This is a genomic window from Pseudomonas sivasensis, from assembly GCF_052938085.1.
Genome location: NZ_CP176442.1, coordinates 5,852,507 through 5,872,152, shown reverse-complemented (window position 1 = coordinate 5,872,152; position 19,646 = coordinate 5,852,507). Strand labels below are relative to the sequence as shown.

The window sequence follows — 19,646 nt, the reverse complement described above, 5'->3', positions numbered from 1 at the left end:
AGCTAGCATAGCGTCTTGATGGCAGCCAACAGCGTGGCCGGCGGTAAATGGGGCGTGTGCGGCAGGGTGTCGCATCGGCACAGCAGCGTGTCGCGCCCTCAACAACCGAACAACCGTTTGAACCCGATAAACCGCAGGCTTTGCGTAAAAAAGGGCGCGATGGTGCCAGCTTTGGCCGGGTGTTGGAAGGGTTAAACGGGCAAACGGTACCCATCGGCCCCTTTATGGCGCGTCACGTACTTTTTGTGTGTGTTTTTGGTGCGCTTGTTCGTCTTGAATGTGAGTCGCACGGTAACGCTATAGCGGAATGCCATTGTTCTCAATGACTTGCGACGACTGTCGAATCGTCCTACAGCCCGCGTCAATTGCGACTTCGTAACATTTTGGCGCAAATCTTGCGTAAAAAATAAAGAACGCCCTGTTGGTTTCTTTTCACGAAGAAGACACCAGGCCGGGTGGACCGTTTTCGCAATTCCTCGCAAAGGTGTGTCAATGAGTAGTACGCAAAGCTCCAATGACCTCGAACAGGGGCTCAAACCGCGTCACGTCACCATGCTGTCGATTGCCGGCGTTATTGGTGCCGGTTTGTTTGTTGGCTCCGGCCACGCGATTGCTGCCGCCGGCCCGGCCGTACTGCTGGCGTATGCCGCTGCGGGTACGCTGGTGGTATTGGTGATGCGCATGCTGGCCGAAATGGCCGTTGCCTCGCCGGACACCGGTTCGTTTTCCACCTACGCCGACCGTGCGATTGGTCACTGGGCCGGTTTCACCATTGGCTGGCTGTACTGGTGGTTCTGGGTGTTGGTGATTCCGTTGGAAGCCAACGCTGCTGCGACCATCCTCCACGCTTGGTTCCCTGATGTGGCCATCTGGGCCTTTACGCTGATCATCACGTTGCTGCTGACCGCGACCAATCTGTTCAGCGTGAAGAACTACGGTGAGTTCGAGTTTTGGTTTGCGCTGATCAAAGTCGTAGCGATCGTGGGTTTTGTGATCCTCGGCTTGGCGGCGATTTTCGGCTTCCTGCCGACCAGCCAGGTCAGCGGCGTTTCGCACCTGTTCGACACCCAAGGCTTTATGCCCAACGGCATGGGCGCAGTACTGGCGGCCATCCTTACCACCATGTTCTCGTTCATGGGTACCGAGATCGTCACTATCGCCGCGGCGGAATCGAAGAACCCAGGCCAGCAAATCACCAAGGCCACCAACTCGGTGATCTGGCGGATTGGTTTGTTCTACCTGTTGTCGATTTTCATCGTCGTGTCCCTGGTGCCGTGGAACGATCCGACACTGGCGGCGGTAGGTTCCTACCAGACCGTGCTGGAACGCATGGGCATCCCGAATGCCAAGCTGATCGTCGATCTTGTGGTGCTGGTTGCCGTGACGAGCTGCCTGAACTCGGCGCTGTACACCGCGTCGCGCATGCTGTTCTCCCTGGGCCGTCGCGGTGACGCCCCGGCAGTGGCCAAGCGCACTAATAAGAGCGGCACGCCTTACTGGGCTGTGTTGCTGTCTACTGGTGCTGCGTTCCTGGCGGTCTTTGCCAACTATGTGGCACCGGCAGCGGTGTTCGAATTCCTGCTGGCCAGCTCCGGCGCCATCGCGTTGCTGGTGTACCTCGTCATCGCTGTGTCGCAACTGCGCATGCGTCAGAAGCGTACGGCGGCGGGCGAGAAAATCGTCTTCAAGATGTGGCTGTTCCCTGGCCTGACCTACGCGGTGATGGTGTTTATTGTGGGGACGCTGACGATCATGCTGTTCCAGGAAGCGCACCGGGTCGAGATTATCGCGACCGGCGTTCTAAGCTTGCTGGTAGTGGCGGCGGGGTTGTTTGTGTCGAGCCGTCGCAAGGCGCAGAGAGCAGGCGCTGCGGTGCTTAACTAACCGCAGTCCCCATGTGGGAGGGGGCTTGCCCCCGATAGCGGTGCGTCAGTCGACATCTAATTGACTGAAAACACGCTGTCGGGGGCAAGCCCCCTCTTACATTTTGTTTTGCATCAGTCCTGGGAAGTCGCCAGCGCCTGGGATGCGGCGACGTAATCCGCCTGGAACTGCGGCGACTCGACCCACGCCAGTGCGGCGGCTTCATCGTCGCTGTCCGTGGCCCACTGCCGATATTCGATCAGCGCTGCCAGGATGAAGTCGGTGGCTTCTTCTTCACCTTCCTGTTCCAGCACCAGCGCCAGCAGCGGGTGGGCCAGGAATGCCGCGCACAACGCCTGTTGGCTGGTCTCGCCAGCGACGCGCATCTCCTCAAACAGCTCAGTCAAATCGACCGACTCTAGGTCAATGCGACTGTCATCGCCTGCAAACGCATCCGGCTTGGTCGCTACGGCGCGCTGAGTGCGGTTTTGCTTAGCCTTGGTCTTTGCCCGCTGGGCACGTTTTTGCTGCTTGTTCGGCGAAGCCATGGGCTCGACATCCTAAGGTTCTGGATCTGGGTGGGGTATTGAAGCGCAGGTTGGAGGAAATCCCAAGGGCATCCTCAGAATTGGCGGCGTTGGCGCGTCGTTACGCTCATGGCTTCTGCGGTTGTTGTGAACGGGTAGTGCGGGTCGACCCTGTGCGAGTAGGCGCATAAGCTGGTGCCTTCGCAATTTTCTCGAGCGCCTTCATGTCCCGCGACACCCTCGAACACAACCAGATCCCAATCTACTTTGTCGCCATCCTGCTGGCTGCCGTCGTCGGCCTGTTCGCGCCCCAATCCGCCCACAACCTCAACGTATTGATCACCCCCGTCATCGCAGTGCTTATGTACGCGATGTTCCTGCAAATCCCCTTTCTGGACCTGCGCGAGGGCTTGAGCAACAAGCGCTTCCTGTCGGCGTTGTTGTTGGCCAATTTCATTCTGGTGCCGCTGCTGGTGTGGGCATTGACCCGTGGCCTGGTGGAGCGCCCGGCGTTGCTGGTGGGCGCGTTGTTGGTGTTGCTGACGCCGTGCATCGATTATGTGGTGGTGTTTACCCATATCGGCAAAGGCGATTCGCGGTTGATGCTGGCGGCGACGCCGGTGCTGTTGTTACTGCAGCTGGCGCTGTTGCCGGTGTACCTGGGGTTTATGCTGGGCGCGCAGTCCGAAGTAGTGGTTGCGGTGGGACCGTTTGTTCAAGCCTTTGTAGAGTTGATCGTGGTGCCGATGGTGCTGGCGGTGCTCACGACGTCCCTGGCGCGGCGCTACGCAATTATCAATGCGTGGAATAACGCCTGGGCATGGTTGCCGGTACCCGCCATGGCGCTGGTGCTGTTCGTGGTGATCGGCTCGCAAGTCACCTCGGTGGTGCGCGATATCGGCCTGTTGGTGCCAGTGATTCCGGTCTATCTGGGCTTTGTGCTGCTGGCGCCACTGATGGGGATGCTGGCGGCGCGGCTGTTCGCGCTGCCGGCGGTCACGGCGCGGGCGGTGACGTTCAGCGCATCCACGCGCAATTCGCTGGTGGTATTGCCCCTGGCGCTGGCCCTGCCTGAAGACGTACGGGGGTTGGCCGCCACGGCGGTGATCCTGCAGACCTTGGTCGAGTTGGTGGCTGAGTTGATCTACGTGCGCCTGATCCCATGGGCGGTGTGGCCCGCAGGTCGGTAGCTGGGTGAATGTTCAGGTCTGTTCAGGCGATGTTCAGGGGCGTGCTCGGCACCATTAAGTCAGCGCTCCTCACCTGACAGGCCTACCGATGGATCAACGCAACCGTTTTCGCCTGGAATCCCTGGGCATTTTCCTGTTTGCCTTGCTGCTCTTTACCCTGGGGATCTGGGATCAACAGCCCCAGGGATTTGACGGACGTTGGGCGCTGTTCCTGCAAGAAATGTTTCGCCATGGTGCGAGCCTTTTTCCCACGACCTACGGTCAGCCCTACGCGGACTACCCTGGCACCGCTACCTTCTTCAGTTTTGTGTTTGCCCGGTTATTCGGTGCGCCCAATCACCTGGCGAACGTACTGCCCACCGCACTGGCGTCTGCTGGGGTGATTGCGCTGCTCTATCGCCTGCTGGTTCCTGCGAGTCGGCAGTGGGCGCTGCTCTCCGTTTTGTTGACCCTGCTCACCACTCAACTGCTGGAAAAGTCTCGTTCGGTTTGCCTGGATCAGATGGTGGCTTTGCTCTGCGTTGGCAGTTTCTACCTGCTGCACAGTGGCGAGCGCCTGGGCTCGCGATTGAGGCAGTTGGCGGTGTTCCCGCTGTTCATCTTCGGCTTCGCCATACGTGGGCCATTGGGGTTGATTGAGGTCTGCGGCGTGGTGTGTGTGTATTGGGCGCTTGGTAATCCGGGGCAACGGGTCAGGCAGGTGCTGATTCACGGCCTGGTTGGTCTGGCGTTGTTGGCGGTCTGTTGGTGGCTGCTGATAAAGCTGGCGCGCGTCAGTGGTGGTGATGGGTTCGCCGAAGAGGTGTTCAGGATGCAAGTGGGCGGGCGCCTGGATGAAAGTGGCGAGCCGTTCTATTTCTATCTTCAACTGAGTTTGTACCGTTACTTCCCTGTGGTGCCGTTGGCGCTGGCCACGCTGGTTGCGTTGCGTCATCGCTGGCGTGAACGGTTTGATGAGCCCGTGCAATTGGTTGTGCGGCTAGGCGCTTGCGGCCTGATGATTTTGATTGGGTTGTCGGTGCCGCACTTCAAGCGCGCCTATTACATTCTGCCCATGGTGCCGATGTTTGCGGCTGTCGCGGCCTATGGGCTCCTCCAGGCGCAAGGCTGGCTTGGCGGCGTGCGTCGATGCTATGAGGGGCTTGTCGCGGCGCTACCGGCGTTGTGTGTGGTTGTAGTATTTGTCTGTCGGCATGGGTGGCAAAAGCACGGTTACTGGCCAGACGTTTCGCTGCCGTTGTGGGTGGGCGTGCTGGTGGTGCTGCAAGTCGCTGCGTTGATCGCCTGGCGGCGTATTGCGCGGCTGGTGTCGCTCAGCTTGATTGCATTGGTGGCGCAGTGGTTGCTGCTGGTGGTCGTGGTGGAGCCGGCCAAGGACTTACAGTTCGATACCCGGCAGTTTGTCAGCCAGGTTGAAGCGCTGCGTGCCACGCGGCCGGGCCCGCTGGTGTTTATCGACCTCGGTCGGGATACCTGGGCGGTGCGTTACATGATGAACCTGGATCACGACGAGCAACCGGTGTTCATTGGTGGTCATGAGCTTGAACAATTAGCTCGTGTGCATCGGCCAGCCTGGGTGGTCGTGGCGCGCAAGGAGGTCGCACTGCTGGCGGGGACGTCGCTGGAGCATCAGCCTCCCGACTTTGAAGGACGGTTGAACGACAATCCGTTGCTGGTGTTCTTGTTGCAGTGAGTCAGCCGGTCAGCAAAAAGCCTGCATTCAGCAGGCTTTTTGTCGGATACGGTTTCCGCCTTCGATTACGCGGCTTCCAGCTGTGGGATCTGCATGCCGATCTTCGCCGACGCGAAGTTCATATCGCCACTGGCAATGGATTGAGCCTTGAAGCCTTGGCCGATGAGATCCTTGATGTAGAGCTTGTTGTAGATGAACGCAAAGACGATGTTGCTAAGGCCCATGGTCACCATCGCAATGACGAACTGGATCACGCCATATTTCACGTCGCCGCGAAACAGTGCCGGGAAGCAACCGAAAAAGAAGGTTGTCCACGAAAAACCGACTGGAGCTTCCTTCATCGCGCCCGTATTCGGGTTTTTGAAAATGATCGATGTGTATGCCATTTGTTTCTCCATGTGCCCGTATGAGTAAGCGATACGCTGGGCTGCGCATCGCCGGATGATGTGTCCTTGTGCCGCTGCGCTTGCGTGCGCTCCCTCACCGCTTGGGCGTGACCCTGGGCTGTGTTGAGGTGGGGGAGAGAGGCTGCAGCGTGTAGAGGGAGGCTCGTGGGGATACAGGATCCGCCGTCGTTGCCTACTCCGATACTAGGTGGCATTGGCTGACGGGTTACAGGAGGGATGCATCCGCATACTGTTAATCGCCTACCTTGGCACATTTTGAATCATATCATAGCGCTACTAGTGCGCGGCGTAACGAAGAGGCGGGTTAGGAGGTTAAATCTTGGGCAACAAAAAACCCGCACTTGGCGGGTTTCTTGTGTATTTCAGATGACGTTTGCACCACCTGAAACTAATTAGTGGTGCCCAGAGACGGAATCGAACCGCCGACACGGGGATTTTCAATCCCCTGCTCTACCGACTGAGCTATCTGGGCAACGGGGCGCATTAAACTGGTTTTTCAGGGGGTCGTCAAGCAAGTTTTCAAAAAATATTTAATTATTACCGTCGCTTACGTGCCGACCCCGGTTTTTGATCAATTATTGAGCAGGTGGTACGTAGCCGTCGGCCTTGGCGTAATCCTCGCCGGAAAAGAACTTGTCCATCTCGCCCGCAAGGTATTTACGATCTTCTGCGTTCATCATGTTCAGGCGTTTTTCGTTGATCAGCAGGGTCTGGTGTTTAAGCCAGTCGCCCCAGGCTTTGGCAGAGACGTGATCGTAGATGTCCTGGCCCTTGGCACCTGGGTACGGAGGGCGCTCCAGGGCTGGCAGTTCTTCTTTGTACTTGCGGCACATTACGGTGCGGGTCATGACGACACTCCTGCGTTCAATACTTCAGCCGCGCGCTTCAGCAGTTTCTTTACCGGGGCGGCAAGGCCCAGGCGCGGCGGGGTGGCGAGGTTATACCAGAGCCAGTCGGCCTCGGCCACGTGATGGGCGGATTCCTCGACCTGGACCAGCCAGGGTTCGATAGCCAGTTGAAAGTGGCTGAACGTGTGGATCAGCCCTGGCAGTTCCTGGTGCTTGCCCAGTTCGAGTGCGTGTTGTGTGGCCAAGTGTTCGAGGTCTTGCAGGTCGTCTAACTCGGGCAGGCTCCACAAACCGCCCCACAAACCTGTGGAAGGGCGGCGGTAAAGCAGGATCGCGCCCTCGGCGTTGGCCAGCATCGGCATCAGCGTGCGCTTTTGCGGGACGGCCTTGCGCGGCTTGGGAATCGGGTAGCGTGTTTCAAGGCCGAGCATGTGGGCTTCGCAGCCCTTTTCCAGCGGACATAGCAGGCAGCTGGGCTTGCTGCGCGTGCACAGGGTGGCACCCATGTCCATCATCGCCTGGGTGTAGGCGTTAACGCGATCATGGGGCGTGAAGCGCTCTGCAGTGGCCCACAACTGCTTGGCCACTTTCGGCTCGCCAGGGTAACCCTCTTGTGCAGTAAAGCGCGCCAGCACGCGCTTGACGTTGCCGTCGAGGATCGGTGCGCGCAGGCCCATGCTCAGGCTGGCGATTGCGCCGGCGGTGGACAGGCCGATGCCGGGCAGGTCAGTGAGCTTTTCGACATCCTTGGGAAATTCGCCGCCGTACTGGGCCACGATGATCTTCGCAGTCTTTTGCAGGTTGCGCGCCCGGGTGTAGTAGCCAAGGCCAGTCCACAGGTGCAGCACTTCATCTTCCGGTGCGGCGGCCAGAGCTTCGACCGTTGGCAAAGACGCCATAAAACGGTCGAAGTAATTGAGCACGGTGCTCACCTGAGTCTGTTGCAGCATGATTTCCGAGACCCATACCCGGTAAGGCGTGATGCCCTGTTGCCAGGGCAGGTCATGGCGACCGTGGCGGTCGTACCAGTCCAGCACCGCCTGTGAAAACTGCTCGTTTCTCATCGCTTGAACAGGCCCTTTAATGCATCTTTCAATTGCGGGTTTACCTTGTCGAGCTTCTCTTCCAGCTTCTCGCTGAGCTTGTTACCGGCCGCCTTGATCGCGACTTGGCTCAAGCCATCTTTATCCAGGCGGCACGCCTTGGCACCCAATTCCAGCGGGCCGCGGCAGCGCAGCGGTACTTCGATGTTGCGGAAGTTGGAGCCCACTTCGCAGGCCGGATCCGGCACTTCGCGTTGGTCGCCTTCGACGATGATGCCGACGCGGTAGTCCATGCCCAGCACGCGCAGGTCGATGTCACCGTTGCCGTTGACGGCCAGGCCCGGAATGCGCACTTTCAGGTCAGGGTTATTGGCCACGCCATTACGGAAGGTCAGGTTGCCCTTCAGCTCTTGGAAAGGCGTGTCTTTGCCCCGCTGTTCGCCGCTCAGGGTCTTGCGATTGAGCATGGCGATGCCTGTACACAGCTGCTGTTCAAGGTTGGCATTGAGCAGCACACCGTTGTTGATCACAAAGCTGGCGGTGCCGTTGAGGCTGTCGATCAGCGCCTTTTGGCTATTGCCACGGCCGCTGAGGTTGCTGTCGAGGGTGACCTGGCCCTTCACGGGTGGGGTTTGCCCCTGGGCCTGCAGGATGCGTTCGACCGGCACTTGCTTGATCCGGCTTTGCAGTGCCAGCACTGGAATATCCTGGCGCACATCGAGTGTGCCGTTGGCTTGGAAGCTGCCGTTGTAGAGGCCGCCACTCAGGGTGTCGAGCTTGAGTTGGCCTTCGATGCCGGACGCTTTGAGCACGGCATTCTGGATCGGCAATTTGCTCAAGGTCAGTTGGCCGAAGGCGAGATCAGCATCGACATCCAGTTTGCGCAGGTGCGCCAGAGGCAGCAGCTTGTCGGTGCTCCAGGCGCCTTTGGTAGGCGCATCCGGGAGCGGTGTGGTGCCGCCGGCAGCCATGGCGCCGGCTTCGCTGTTCTGCACTTCGGCTTGGCGGGCGGCGGTTGCGCCCTTGGCAGATTCGGACTTCGCCGGCAGGTAGTTGTCGGCGTTGAAGCTGTCGCCCTTGAGTTGCACGCGAAGCGACTGTTTGGCGAAATCGTCCACGGCGACGCGGCCGGTGAAGGTGCTGCCGTCGAGCTTCAGGTTCAGGTCTTCCAGGGCCATGCTGGTTGGCGTGCCCTTGAGGCGGCTGACCAGTTCGACTTTGCTCAGGCTGCCCTCGGCCATCGGTGGCAGTGGGCTGCCGACGCTGTCGAGGAACTTGGCCAAGTCGAACTGGGCGATGGACAGGGCGCCGCTGAGCTGTGGGGTCTTATCCAGGTCATTGACCTTCAGCTCGCCCAAGGCGCGCAGTTGGTTGGCCGACAGTTTCAGGTTGGTCCATTCGGCAATGTTGGCCGCTTGGTCCACCAGCAACTGACCCTGGGTGGAGAAGGTCACGGTCTTGCCTTGCAGCGGCTCGCCAGTGGCTTCGCCGCTGATACGCATGTCTTCGAACTGGTAGCGCTTGAGGGCGCGCTGAATGCGCAGATTGCCGTTGAGCTCGGTCTTGACGCGCATTACCGGCTGGTTGCTGCCGAAGAAGGCGGTGAGCTTCACCGGAATGCTGGCGCCTTCGTGCACTGCACCGGCGCTCAACTGGATGCTCTCGGCGCTGAACTGTTTGCCGGTCTGCTCATCGTTGTATTCGATGCGGGCGTTGTTGACCGTCAGGCTGTCGATATCCAGGCGGATCGGCTGGGCCGGCTTCTCTGGCTTGGCTTCGGGTGACGGTTGCGCCGGGGGCGGCGTGGTGGGCGTATCGGTGGTGGCTACCGGTGCAGTCTTGCCGATGTCTTCCCAGTTGCCGTGACCCTGCTTGTCGCGGTTGAGGCGCAGGTTGAGGCCTTCGACACGCACGTCGCTCATCTGCACTTCGCGGCGCAGCAGCGGTAATACGCGTACTGACAGGCCGAGCATTTGAAGGTCGGCGAAGGGCTGGGTCGGGGTGGTCAGGGTCGCTACGCTGGCTTCGTGCAGTTCAAGGCCAAGCCAGGGGAACAGGCTCCAACCGATATCGCCATTGAGCGTCAGCTCGATGTGGGCCTTGTCGCGGGCAATCTGGCGAATCTCTTCTTTGTAGTCGTTGGGATCGAAAAGATGGGTCAGGGCGAAGCCCAGAGCCACAATGATCAGCAACAGCCCGAGAAGTACCAGACCCAGGATTTTGCCGAACGCTTTCATGGGCGAGTCCTTGTATGTCGATTTTAAAATTTAGCCGCAGAGTATAACGCCCGATGACCGGCGTCAGGTCACCGATCGTTACATTGTATCCGCGGGCCAGGTAGCGGGATTCTGGCGTCAAAAAAAGAGAATTTCCTGAAAAAAGTGATATCAGTTTGGTTTTTCCGTCATCCGCAGGTGCTAATCTCTGCGTGTTCGTCCGCCTTCTGCGACGTATCGTCGCGCCAAAATGGAGCTTCACTCATCAAAAACGGCCACGCTCTGCGTGCAAGGCCGAGGGAGAGAGCGCCTGACGGACGCATACTAATAACTGGGGGAAACACCAATGAGCACTAGCACTGCGGCCGGTTCTACCGCCGCACAGCCTGCGTTCCTGTCCAAGGAGCGCATCATCGCCAAGCCCGGGTTCAACCGCTGGCTGGTTCCACCGGCCGCCCTGGCCATCCATCTTTGCATCGGCATGGCCTACGGTTTTTCGGTGTTCTGGCTGCCGCTGTCCAAGGCGCTGGGTATCACCAAGCCCGTTGCCTGCGCGCCAGACATGAGCTTTATCGCCCAAGTCTTCTCGTCCCAATGCGACTGGCCCATCTCCATGCTGGGCTGGATCTACACCCTGTTCTTCATTTTCCTGGGCTGCTCGGCAGCGATCTGGGGCGGCTGGCTGGAACATGCCGGGCCGCGTAAGGCGGGTGTTGTATCGGCGTTGTGCTGGTGCGGCGGCCTGTTGATCTCGGCATTGGGTATTTACACCCACCAGATCTGGCTGATGTGGATCGGTTCCGGCGTCATTGGCGGCATCGGCCTGGGCCTGGGCTATATCTCGCCCGTGTCGACCTTGATCAAGTGGTTCCCGGACAAGCGTGGCATGGCCACCGGTATGGCGATCATGGGTTTCGGTGGGGGCGCGATGGTCGGTGCACCCCTGGCGGCAGCGCTGATGGGTCACTTCGCTTCGCCGACCAGCGTGGGCGTCTGGCAGAGCTTCTTGGTGATGGCCGCGATCTACTTCGTGTTCATGATCGGCGGTGCGCTGTCTTATCGCGTGCCACCGACCGGCTGGAAGCCTGAGGGCTGGACCGCGCCGGCGAAAAAAGCCAGCAATGCGATGATCACCCACCGTCACGTGCATGTGAGCGTGGCGTGGAAAACCCCGCAATTCCGTCTGGTATGGCTGGTGTTGTGCCTGAACGTATCGGCCGGTATCGGCATCCTCGGCATGGCTTCGCCGCTGCTGCAGGAAGTGTTCGGTGGCAAGCTACTGGGTGTTGATGTGCCGTTCGGTCAACTGGATGCCGGGCAACTGGCGTCGATCGCCGCGATCGCCGCGGGTTTCACTGGTCTGTTGAGCTTGTTCAACATCGGCGGCCGGTTCTTCTGGGCGTCGTTCTCCGACTACCTGGGCCGTAAAAATACCTACTTCGTGTTCTTCGCCCTGGGCTTTGCCCTCTACGCGCTGATCCCGAACCTGGGGCACTTGGGCAACGTGGCGCTGTTCGTGGCCGCGTTCTGCATCATCCTGTCGATGTACGGCGGTGGTTTTGCCACCGTTCCGGCTTACCTGGCCGACCTGTTCGGCACCCAGATGGTGGGCGCGATCCACGGTCGCCTGCTGACCGCTTGGGCTGCTGCGGGCGTATTGGGCCCGGTGTTGGTGAACTACCTGCGTGAGTATCAACTGAGCATCGGCGTTGAACGCGCTGCGGCCTATGACATCACCTTGTACATCCTCGCCGGCCTGCTGGTGTTGGGCTTTATCTGCAACATGCTGGTACGGCCGGTGGCCGACAAGTACTTCATGACCGACGCCGAACTGGCTGCCGAACAGGCGCTGGGCCATGACAAAGGCGCGGATGCCACCACTTCCCTGGAGTGGAAAGCGGCCCCCGGTACGGTGCCATTGGCCATTGCGGCCTGGCTGGTGGTGGGTATTCCGTTGGCGTGGGGTGTGTGGGTGACCCTGCAGAAGACGGCGGTACTGTTCCACTAACACCGCAAAACCATTGTGGGAGGGGGCTTGCTCCCGATAGCGTCAGATCAGTCAGCCACTAGGCGACTGAGCCGCCGCCATCGGAAGCAAGCCCCCTTCCACATTGGCTGTGCAGAGTTTTCATAAGTGGATTCGCACTTGTATGCACATGTCTATCCCCGACACCCCCCACTTCAACTCGTCAGTCTTATCCCCTTCGATGTTTCTGTTTAGCGCCCGCGCCCCTATAATGGCTGCCTTTTTCGCCCAATGATTTTGCGGAGCTGGTGATGGCCGAACGTAAGGCGTCCGTCGAGCGCGACACTCTGGAAACCCAGATCAAAGCCTCGATTAACCTGGATGGCACCGGAAAGGCCCGATTTGATATCGGTGTACCTTTTCTTGAGCACATGCTGGACCAGATCGCCCGTCACGGGCTGATCGACCTGGATATCGAAGGCAAGGGCGACCTGCACATCGACGACCACCACATGGTGGAAGACGTGGGCATCACCCTCGGCCAGGCATTTGCCAAGGCCATCGGCGACAAAAAAGGCATCCGTCGCTACGGCCACGCCTATGTCCCGCTGGACGAAGCGCTTTCGCGAGTGGTCATCGACTTCTCCGGCCGCCCAGGCTTGCAGATGCACGTGCCGTACACCCGTGCCAACGTGGGCCGCGGCTTCGACGTCGACCTGTTCCAGGAGTTTTTCCAGGGTTTCGTCAACCACGCGCTCGTCAGCCTGCATATCGACAACTTGCGCGGCACCAACACCCACCACCAAATCGAAACCGTGTTCAAGGCTTTCGGCCGCGCGCTGCGCATGGCTGTAGAGTTGGATGACCGCATGGCCGGGCAAATGCCCTCGACCAAGGGCGTTCTGTAATGCAGACGGTCGCGGTTATCGATTACGGCATGGGTAACCTGCACTCGGTGGCCAAGGCCCTCGAACACGTAGGTGCCGGCAAGGTGCTGATCACCAGCGATGCCAACGTGATTCGCGAAGCTGACCGCGTGGTATTCCCCGGTGTCGGCGCGATCCGCGATTGCATGGCCGAGATCCGCCGTCTGGGCTTTGACAGCCTGGTGCGCGAAGTCAGCCAGGATCGCCCGTTCCTCGGCATCTGCGTGGGCATGCAAGCCTTGCTCGACCGCAGTGAAGAGAACGACGGCGTCGACTGCATCGGCCTGTTCCCTGGCCAGGTGAAGTTCTTCGGCAAGGACCTGCACGAAGATGGCGCCCACCTGAAAGTGCCGCATATGGGCTGGAACGAAGTCAGTCAGACGGTGGATCACCCGCTCTGGCACGACATCCCGGACCTGGCGCGTTTCTATTTCGTGCACAGCTACTACATCGCCGCCGGTAAGCCGGGCCAGGTGGTGGGTGGCGGGCACTACGGCGTCGACTTCGCCGCAGCGTTGGCCGAAGGTTCGCGTTTTGCTGTGCAGTTCCACCCGGAGAAGAGCCATACCCATGGCCTGCAATTGCTGCAGAACTTCGCCGCGTGGGACGGGCGCTGGTAAATGGCCAGGAAGCCGAAGCTGCCGATCTTGAACCTCACGCCTGAGCAGGAGAGTGAGGCTACCCTCAAGATCAAACGCTTCATGGAAGATCGCTTCGAGCTCAAGCTGGGCTCGTTCGAGGTCGCCGAGATTCTTGAGCTGTTCACCACCGAAGTGGCTCCGCACTATTACAACAGGGCGATTTTCGATTCGCAGACGCTCCTTAAAGAAAGGTTCGAAAGCATCGAAAGCGACCTGTGGTCGCTTGAGAAACCCTGATTTCCCAAGCATTGCTGAATATCGAATAAGGTTTGCCAGATGCTGATTATCCCCGCTATCGATCTCAAGGACGGCGCCTGCGTACGTCTGCGCCAAGGCCGCATGGAAGACTCCACCGTGTTCTCCGATGACCCGGTGAGCATGGCTGCCAAATGGGTAGAAGGGGGCTGCCGTCGTCTGCATCTGGTGGACTTGAACGGCGCCTTCGAAGGCCAGCCGGTCAACGGTGAGGTGGTTACCGCCATCGCCAAGCGCTACCCGAATCTGCCGATCCAGATCGGCGGCGGTATCCGCTCCCTGGAAACCATTGAGCACTACGTCAAAGCTGGCGTGAGCTACGTGATCATCGGCACCAAGGCTGTGAAAGACCCGGCCTTCGTTGCTGAAGCCTGCCGCGCGTTCCCAGGCAAAGTTATCGTGGGTCTGGACGCTAAAGATGGCTTCGTCGCCACCGACGGCTGGGCTGAAATCAGTACCGTGCAAGTCATCGACCTGGCCAAGCAGTTCGAAGCTGACGGCGTGTCTGCCATCGTTTATACCGACATCGCCAAAGACGGCATGATGCAGGGCTGCAACGTACCGTTCACGGCCGCGCTGGCTGCGGCGACGAAGATCCCGGTGATTGCTTCCGGCGGTATTCACAACCTGGGCGATATCAAGTCGCTGTTGGACGCCAAGGCGCCAGGGATCATCGGCGCCATCACCGGCCGCGCGATCTATGAAGGTACTCTGGACGTCGCCGAAGCCCAGGCTTACTGCGATGCCTACAACGGCTGAGGACTGACCATGGCGCTGGCCAAACGCATCATCCCTTGCCTGGACGTCGACAATGGTCGCGTGGTCAAGGGCGTCAAGTTCGAGAACATCCGTGATGCCGGCGATCCGGTGGAAATTGCCCGTCGCTACGATGAGCAAGGTGCCGATGAGATTACTTTTCTCGACATCACCGCCAGCGTTGATGGCCGCGACACCACGCTGCACACCGTCGAGCGCATGGCCAGCCAGGTGTTTATCCCGCTGACCGTGGGCGGCGGCGTGCGCACCGTGCAAGACATCCGCAACCTGCTCAATGCTGGCGCGGACAAGGTCTCGATCAACACCGCAGCGGTGTTCAACCCGGAGTTCGTCGGCGAAGCCGCGCAACATTTCGGCTCGCAATGCATCGTAGTGGCTATCGACGCCAAGAAAGTCTCCGGCCCGGGCGAAACCCCGCGCTGGGAGATCTTCACCCACGGCGGTCGCAAGCCGACTGGCCTGGATGCGGTGGAATGGGCGATGAAGATGGAAGGCCTGGGCGCTGGTGAGATCCTGCTGACCAGCATGGACCAGGACGGCATGAAAAACGGCTTCGACCTGGGCGTGACCCGTGCCATCAGCGACGCGCTGGGCATTCCAGTGATCGCTTCCGGCGGCGTCGGCAACCTGCAGCATCTGGCCGACGGCGTGATCGAAGGCCACGCCAGCGCAGTGCTGGCGGCGAGTATTTTCCACTTTGGCGAATACACCGTTCCTGAGGCCAAGGCCTATATGGCGGCGCGCGGTATCGTCGTTCGTTAAACGTTGCTGGACACCATGGCGGGCGCGCGGCACTCTCTGCGCTTGCCATGGATTCCGGTAGCCTTCATGTTCAAGACCCTCTTACTTGCCCTCGCCAGTTCGTCCCTGTTGTTAGTCGGTTCGGCCCATGCCGAGGAACCGTCCGACGCCTCCCTGGTGTTGCTGACGGAAAACTTCCCGCCGTACAACATGGCGAAAAACGGCAAGAACTTCGCCAAGGAAGAAAACATCGAAGGCATCGCCGTGGATATCGTGCGCGAAACCTTCAAGCGTGCGGGCATTTCCTACAACCTCACCCTGCGTTTTCCTTGGGAGCGAATCTACAAGCTCGCCCTGGAAAAACCCGGCTATGGCGTATTCGTAATGGCACGTTTGCCGGCTCGCGAAGCGCTGTTCAAGTGGGTCGGCCCCATTGGCCCGGATGATTGGGTGCTGCTGGCCAAGTCGGACAGCAAGATCCAGCTTGCCGAACTTGAGCAAGCGCGGCGCTACAAGATCGGCGCCTATAAAGGCGATGCCATCGCCGAGACCCTGGAGAAACAGGGCCTCAACCCGATCGTAGTGCTGCGTGACCAGGACAATGCGCAAAAGCTCGTGGATGGCCAGATCGACTTGTGGGCTACCGGCGACCCGGCCGGGCGTTACCTGGCACGCCAAGTTGGGGTGACCGGGCTCAAGACCGTGCTGCGATTCAACAGCGCCCAGCTCTACCTCGCGTTGAACAAGGATGTGCCGGACGACTTGGTAGACAAGCTTCAGGCCGCGCTGGACCAGTTGCGTAAAGACGGCGTCGTCGACGAGATCACGGCGAAGTATCTGTAAAAGACCCGAAGTTCTGTAGGCGCTGGCTTGCCAGCTCTTACTGGGATCGTTGCGGCGTTTCTAGCGGTAAACCCCGTCCTTCCCGTGTCCAGCCATGGCTTGATTGCTGCGCACGCTGATCATCAGCTTAATATCAATCCACTCGATGCCCTGTGCCTTGAGCTTGGGCAGCTCGCGCTCCAGCACTGCCAGGGTTTGTGGGTAAGGGTGGCCGATCATCACGGCCGAGCCTTGTTTGTGGGCCAGCTTGATCGCGGTTTGCAACTGTGTGGTGATCGCCGCTTCGGTGCGTTCGTCGTCCAGGAACACGTCCCGCGAAACACTCGCCAGACCGATCTTCTGTGCCTCGGCGGCTGCCACTGTCTGCGCGCTGGTACGGCTGTCGACAAAGAACTTGTTGCGCCGCTGCAGCTCGGCCATCAACCAGGCCATTGCCGCAGGTTGAGCCGTCATGCGGCTGCCCATATGGTTGTTGATGCCGGCGGTGTAGGGCACGGCGTTGAACGCGGCGTCCAGGCGTTTGGCGAGTTCTTCGATAGGTAGCTCAGGGTGCCAGGCGAACGGGCCGGTGGCCGGGTCCATGGGCATGTGCAGGATCACGATCTTGCCGGCCCTGTGGGCTTCGCGGGCGAATTCTGCAGCGTGGGGGGTGTCGGGCATGATCGCCGTGGTCACCGGCCCAGGCAGGGCCAGCACGCGGCGATCCCGAGGCAGGTTTTGCCCCAGGTCGTCGATGATCAGTGTCAGATAGGCTTTGTGAGGTTCGCCTGTGGGAGTCGCTTGGGCGACTCCCACCAGGCTGCACAGCAGAGCAAGGATCAGGGCAAATCGCATATCAACGGCTGCGCGTGATGCTCAGCCCCTTGAGCAGGCTCAGCGCCTGAGCCAGTTGATAGTCGTCGTCCTGTGGCATCGGCTTGGCTTTCTTGCTGCTGCCGGTCGGCTGGTCGGCACCGCCGTTGCCATTGCCCAGGTGGCCTTGCAGGTCTGCCTCTTTGTAGTACTCGCTGTCGATCTCGTTAGTGATCTTGGCCTTGCGCACTTCGATGTCCGGCACTATGCCCTGGGCCTGGATGGAGCGGCCGTTCGGCGTGTAGTACAGCGCAGTGGTGATCTTCAATGCGCGATCGTTGTTCAGCGGTAACACGGTCTGCACCGAGCCTTTGCCGAAGCTGGTGGTGCCCATCAGCACGCCGCGTTTCTGGTCCTGCAGGGCGCCGGCGACGATTTCCGAAGCCGAGGCGCTGCCGCCGTTGATCAGCACGGCCAGTGGCACGTTCTCGCTGAGGTCGTTGCCGGTGGCCGAGAAGCGCAGCTCGGAGTTGGCGATACGGCCCTTGGTGTAGACGATCAGGCCTTTGGTAATGAAGTGGTCGACCACTTCCACCGCCGACTGCAGCACGCCGCCTGGGTTGTTGCGCAGGTCGAGCACGATGCCGCTGAGTTTCTTGCCGTTGTCCTTGCGCAACTTGGCCAGTGCCTTGGCCACTTCGTCGCCGGTCTTGACCTGGAATTGGGTGATGCGGATGTAACCGTAGCCCGACTCCAGCAGCTGACTCTTCACGCTCTTGACCACGATGGTCGCGCGGGTGAGTGTCACGTCGAACGGGTTGCCACCGTCGCGTACCAGGGTCAGGGTGATTTTCTGGCCGATCTTGCCGCGCATCTTGTCCACGGCTTCGGTCATGGTCTGGCCACGGGTCGGCTGGCCGTTGATCTTGACGATAAAGTCACCCGCCTGGATGCCGGCCTTGGACGCCGGGGTGTCGTCGATTGGCGACACCACCTTGATGTTGCCGTCTTCGGCGCCGACTTCAATGCCCAGGCCACCGAATTCACCGCTGGTGCTTTCCTGCAGTTCAGCGAAATCTTCAGGGCCCAGATAGGCGGAGTGCGGGTCGAGGTTGCTGAGCATGCCCTTGATGGCATTCTCCAGCAGAGTCTTGTCGTCTACGGGTTCGACATAGGCTGCCTTGATGCGGTCCATGACCTCGGCAAAGGTGCGCAACTCGTCCAGCGGCAACGGGGCCTTGGTGGTCGCGGCCGTGGCAGCAGGTGCAGCCGGAGCGGCCTGGTCGGCGAAAGCCAGAGGCGCGCCGATCACCAAGGCGATCGTCAGGGCCAGCGAAGTGAGGCGGGACAAATGCAGCATGTCGAACGAACTCCTAATGTAGATGCGGCCCTATCCTTGGGAACGGCACCATTGTGCGGGATCGCTCGGGCGACCCTGCTGACGAATAGCGAAGTACAGCGCCGGGGTGTCCTGGCCACCACTGTTACCGACAGTGGAGATGGATTCACCGGCTTTTACAACATCACCTGCCGACTTGAGTAACGTCTGATTGTGGCCGTAAAGGCTCAAATAGCCATTACCGTGGTCAAGAATCACCAACAAACCGGCGCCCCGCAGCCAATCGGCAAACACCACACGCCCGCCGTGAACGGCGTGGACCTGGCTGCCGGCGGAGGCGCTGATCATCACTCCATCCCACTTGGCGCGGGTGTCGTCGCCACGGGTTTCACCGAAGCGTGCCAGTAGTCGACCATCAACAGGCCATGGAAGTTTTCCTCGCGCTGAAGCAAAAGGGCCGCCGAAGGACTCGCCGGCGCTGGAAACCAACGGGCCAGGCGCTGCATGTGCCGGTTTACGTGGCGCCGGAGCGTCAGTGGTGGCTGCCAGTTCGGCCTCACGCTGGCGCTTTTTTTCGGCTTCCTGCTGGGCGATCAGCGCTTTCTGGCGCGCTTCTTCGGCCTCACGTGCCTGGCGCGCCAGGGTTTCTTCGATGGTCTTGAGCACTTTGGCCAGGTCGGCTTGGTCTTGCTCGCGCGCCTGGAGCTTGGCGTCGCGTGCTTTCACGTCGTCATTGAGCTTGGCCAGGGCCAGTTGGCGCTCCTTGCGGACCTTGTCCAGCTCATCGCGCTGGGTGTCGAGGGCGCTTTTCTGGTCTTCCAACTGCGACTGTTGGTTGGCGATTTCCTGTTCGACGTTGACCAACTGGCGCAGAGTCTCGTTGAAGCTTTTCAATTGCTCCAGGCGGGCTTTGCTCAGGTAGTCGTAGTAGGTCAGGGTGCGCGCGAATTTCTCAGGGTTCTGCTGGTTGAGCAGCAGCTTGAGGTATTCCTGGCGGCCACTCTGGTAGGCGGCGCGGGCCTGGATCGCGATCAGGCGTTGCTGTTCAACGCGTGCGCTCTGGAGTTTTTTTTTCTCAGCGTCGAGTCGCTCCAGTTCCGACTCGCTCTTCTTTAATTCTTTTTGCAGCTCCTGGACTTGCTTCTCTAGCTTGCCCATTTCGGTTTCCGTGCCGCGCAGGTCTTTCTGCACACCGGATTTTTCTTCCTGGAGCTTGCCGAGCAGTTTTTTCAGCTCGGTAATGTCCTGACGCGTAGCGTCCAACTGTTGTTGGGTTTGTGCGCGCTCATCGGCAAACGCCGGTTGGAGCAGGCAGACAAGAGCAAGGGTAATCAAGGCGCGAAGCATAGAGGCGGGCGACACCAGGGAAAGGGACGGCCTAGTATGCCCGCCAAGCGCTGCAAAAAAAACGCCCAATTGGGGCTGGCGGGCAAGATAGGCGCCGAGTGGCGGTGGTATGGCAAAAAGACATCTTCAAAACACGGGAGATCCAATGTGGGAAGGGTTTGCCCCCGATTGCAGTGTGTCAGCTGAATATGTGTTAGCTGACCCATTGCTATCGGGGGCAAGCCCCCTCCCA

18 protein-coding genes and 1 tRNA gene are annotated in these 19,646 nt (G+C 60.0%); 10 read left to right on the top strand and 9 right to left on the bottom strand.

Going from position 1 to position 19,646, the window contains the following annotated elements:
* Positions 1 to 492 precede the first annotated feature (492 nt).
* Entirely contained in the window at positions 493 to 1,884 is a 1,392-nt protein-coding gene (gabP, locus tag ACKZ62_RS27025; RefSeq protein ID WP_095186161.1) for a GABA permease, read from the top strand.
* A gap of 113 nt (positions 1,885 to 1,997) precedes the next feature.
* Here gabP and ACKZ62_RS27020 read toward each other — a convergent pair whose 3' ends face one another.
* Positions 1,998 to 2,411: a hypothetical protein gene (locus ACKZ62_RS27020; protein WP_181640264.1), complete on the bottom strand. Its 414-nt coding sequence runs from the start codon at positions 2,409 to 2,411 to the stop codon at positions 1,998 to 2,000.
* Positions 2,412 to 2,614: 203 nt separating this feature from the next.
* On the opposite strand from ACKZ62_RS27020, the gene ACKZ62_RS27015 reads away from it, so the two are divergent.
* Entirely contained in the window at positions 2,615 to 3,580 is a 966-nt protein-coding gene (locus ACKZ62_RS27015; RefSeq protein WP_122764255.1) for an arsenic resistance protein, read from the top strand.
* 88 nt (positions 3,581 to 3,668) lie between these two features.
* A complete protein-coding gene (locus tag ACKZ62_RS27010) occupies positions 3,669 to 5,273 on the top strand; it encodes a glycosyltransferase family 39 protein (protein ID WP_447096076.1) in 1,605 nt (534 codons plus the stop codon).
* A 65-nt stretch (positions 5,274 to 5,338) separates the two neighbouring features.
* Here ACKZ62_RS27010 and ACKZ62_RS27005 read toward each other — a convergent pair whose 3' ends face one another.
* From ACKZ62_RS27005 to ACKZ62_RS26985, 5 genes are all read right to left on the bottom strand, one after another.
* Positions 5,339 to 5,659, bottom strand: a complete 321-nt coding sequence (locus ACKZ62_RS27005; protein WP_095186158.1) for a hypothetical protein — start codon at positions 5,657 to 5,659, stop codon at positions 5,339 to 5,341.
* A 417-nt stretch (positions 5,660 to 6,076) separates the two neighbouring features.
* Positions 6,077 to 6,152, bottom strand: a tRNA-Phe gene (locus ACKZ62_RS27000).
* 103 nt (positions 6,153 to 6,255) lie between these two features.
* Positions 6,256 to 6,528, bottom strand: coding sequence for an oxidative damage protection protein (locus tag ACKZ62_RS26995; RefSeq protein WP_095186157.1), 273 nt, complete (start codon positions 6,526 to 6,528; stop codon positions 6,256 to 6,258).
* Positions 6,525 to 7,592: an A/G-specific adenine glycosylase gene (gene mutY, locus ACKZ62_RS26990; protein ID WP_032890116.1), complete on the bottom strand. Its 1,068-nt coding sequence runs from the start codon at positions 7,590 to 7,592 to the stop codon at positions 6,525 to 6,527. Before mutY ends, ACKZ62_RS26995 begins: the two co-directional genes overlap by 4 nt.
* A complete protein-coding gene (locus ACKZ62_RS26985; protein ID WP_447096075.1) occupies positions 7,589 to 9,808 on the bottom strand; it encodes an AsmA family protein in 2,220 nt (739 codons plus the stop codon). The genes mutY and ACKZ62_RS26985 overlap by 4 nt, the downstream gene beginning before the upstream one ends.
* Before the next feature lie 325 nt (positions 9,809 to 10,133).
* On the opposite strand from ACKZ62_RS26985, the gene ACKZ62_RS26980 reads away from it, so the two are divergent.
* From ACKZ62_RS26980 to ACKZ62_RS26950, 7 genes are all read left to right on the top strand, one after another.
* Positions 10,134 to 11,795 (top strand): OFA family MFS transporter, encoded by a 1,662-nt coding sequence (locus ACKZ62_RS26980; RefSeq protein ID WP_032890119.1) that lies wholly within the window; start codon positions 10,134 to 10,136, stop codon positions 11,793 to 11,795.
* 269 nt (positions 11,796 to 12,064) lie between these two features.
* Positions 12,065 to 12,661, top strand: coding sequence for an imidazoleglycerol-phosphate dehydratase HisB (hisB, locus tag ACKZ62_RS26975; RefSeq protein ID WP_028615365.1), 597 nt, complete (start codon positions 12,065 to 12,067; stop codon positions 12,659 to 12,661).
* A complete protein-coding gene (gene hisH / locus ACKZ62_RS26970; protein ID WP_032890121.1) occupies positions 12,661 to 13,299 on the top strand; it encodes an imidazole glycerol phosphate synthase subunit HisH in 639 nt (212 codons plus the stop codon). The genes hisB and hisH overlap by 1 nt, the downstream gene beginning before the upstream one ends.
* Positions 13,300 to 13,557: a DUF2164 domain-containing protein gene (locus ACKZ62_RS26965; protein ID WP_032890124.1), complete on the top strand. Its 258-nt coding sequence runs from the start codon at positions 13,300 to 13,302 to the stop codon at positions 13,555 to 13,557.
* Between the two features lie 39 nt (positions 13,558 to 13,596).
* Complete coding sequence (gene hisA, locus ACKZ62_RS26960; RefSeq protein ID WP_003187784.1) at positions 13,597 to 14,334, top strand: 1-(5-phosphoribosyl)-5-[(5-phosphoribosylamino)methylideneamino]imidazole-4-carboxamide isomerase; 738 nt, start codon at positions 13,597 to 13,599, stop codon at positions 14,332 to 14,334.
* 9 nt (positions 14,335 to 14,343) lie between these two features.
* Positions 14,344 to 15,114: an imidazole glycerol phosphate synthase subunit HisF gene (gene hisF / locus ACKZ62_RS26955; RefSeq protein WP_003171107.1), complete on the top strand. Its 771-nt coding sequence runs from the start codon at positions 14,344 to 14,346 to the stop codon at positions 15,112 to 15,114.
* A gap of 66 nt (positions 15,115 to 15,180) precedes the next feature.
* Positions 15,181 to 15,936: a substrate-binding periplasmic protein gene (locus tag ACKZ62_RS26950; protein ID WP_179179650.1), complete on the top strand. Its 756-nt coding sequence runs from the start codon at positions 15,181 to 15,183 to the stop codon at positions 15,934 to 15,936.
* A 60-nt stretch (positions 15,937 to 15,996) separates the two neighbouring features.
* On the opposite strand, the gene ACKZ62_RS26945 is transcribed toward ACKZ62_RS26950, so the two are convergent.
* The 3 genes from ACKZ62_RS26945 to ACKZ62_RS26935 are packed head-to-tail and all read right to left on the bottom strand — an operon-like array spanning position 15,997 to position 19,414.
* Complete coding sequence (locus ACKZ62_RS26945; protein ID WP_447096074.1) at positions 15,997 to 16,770, bottom strand: divergent polysaccharide deacetylase family protein; 774 nt, start codon at positions 16,768 to 16,770, stop codon at positions 15,997 to 15,999.
* A 1-nt stretch (position 16,771) separates the two neighbouring features.
* Positions 16,772 to 18,088 (bottom strand): S41 family peptidase, encoded by a 1,317-nt coding sequence (locus ACKZ62_RS26940; protein WP_027605074.1) that lies wholly within the window; start codon positions 18,086 to 18,088, stop codon positions 16,772 to 16,774.
* 30 nt (positions 18,089 to 18,118) lie between these two features.
* The gene (locus ACKZ62_RS26935) at positions 18,119 to 19,414 is read right to left on the bottom strand and encodes a murein hydrolase activator EnvC family protein (protein WP_032890130.1); all 1,296 of its coding nucleotides are present in this window, start codon (positions 19,412 to 19,414) and stop codon (positions 18,119 to 18,121) included.
* Positions 19,415 to 19,646: the final 232 nt, after the last annotated feature.

Excerpts from the sequence above, each read along its gene's own strand:
- gabP (WP_095186161.1), top strand. The coding sequence starts at position 493 with ATGAGTAGTACGCAAAGCTCCAATGACCTCGAACAGGGGCTCAAACCG.
- ACKZ62_RS27020 (WP_181640264.1), bottom strand. The coding sequence starts at position 2,411 with ATGGCTTCGCCGAACAAGCAGCAAAAACGTGCCCAGCGGGCAAAGACC.
- ACKZ62_RS27015 (WP_122764255.1), top strand. The coding sequence starts at position 2,615 with ATGTCCCGCGACACCCTCGAACACAACCAGATCCCAATCTACTTTGTC.
- ACKZ62_RS27010 (WP_447096076.1), top strand. The coding sequence starts at position 3,669 with ATGGATCAACGCAACCGTTTTCGCCTGGAATCCCTGGGCATTTTCCTG.
- ACKZ62_RS27005 (WP_095186158.1), bottom strand. The coding sequence starts at position 5,659 with ATGGCATACACATCGATCATTTTCAAAAACCCGAATACGGGCGCGATG.
- ACKZ62_RS26995 (WP_095186157.1), bottom strand. The coding sequence starts at position 6,528 with ATGACCCGCACCGTAATGTGCCGCAAGTACAAAGAAGAACTGCCAGCC.
- mutY (WP_032890116.1), bottom strand. The coding sequence starts at position 7,592 with ATGAGAAACGAGCAGTTTTCACAGGCGGTGCTGGACTGGTACGACCGC.
- ACKZ62_RS26985 (WP_447096075.1), bottom strand. The coding sequence starts at position 9,808 with ATGAAAGCGTTCGGCAAAATCCTGGGTCTGGTACTTCTCGGGCTGTTG.
- ACKZ62_RS26980 (WP_032890119.1), top strand. The coding sequence starts at position 10,134 with ATGAGCACTAGCACTGCGGCCGGTTCTACCGCCGCACAGCCTGCGTTC.
- hisB (WP_028615365.1), top strand. The coding sequence starts at position 12,065 with ATGGCCGAACGTAAGGCGTCCGTCGAGCGCGACACTCTGGAAACCCAG.
- hisH (WP_032890121.1), top strand. The coding sequence starts at position 12,661 with ATGCAGACGGTCGCGGTTATCGATTACGGCATGGGTAACCTGCACTCG.
- ACKZ62_RS26965 (WP_032890124.1), top strand. The coding sequence starts at position 13,300 with ATGGCCAGGAAGCCGAAGCTGCCGATCTTGAACCTCACGCCTGAGCAG.
- hisA (WP_003187784.1), top strand. The coding sequence starts at position 13,597 with ATGCTGATTATCCCCGCTATCGATCTCAAGGACGGCGCCTGCGTACGT.
- hisF (WP_003171107.1), top strand. The coding sequence starts at position 14,344 with ATGGCGCTGGCCAAACGCATCATCCCTTGCCTGGACGTCGACAATGGT.
- ACKZ62_RS26950 (WP_179179650.1), top strand. The coding sequence starts at position 15,181 with ATGTTCAAGACCCTCTTACTTGCCCTCGCCAGTTCGTCCCTGTTGTTA.
- ACKZ62_RS26945 (WP_447096074.1), bottom strand. The coding sequence starts at position 16,770 with ATGCGATTTGCCCTGATCCTTGCTCTGCTGTGCAGCCTGGTGGGAGTC.
- ACKZ62_RS26940 (WP_027605074.1), bottom strand. The coding sequence starts at position 18,088 with ATGCTGCATTTGTCCCGCCTCACTTCGCTGGCCCTGACGATCGCCTTG.
- ACKZ62_RS26935 (WP_032890130.1), bottom strand. The coding sequence starts at position 19,414 with ATGCTTCGCGCCTTGATTACCCTTGCTCTTGTCTGCCTGCTCCAACCG.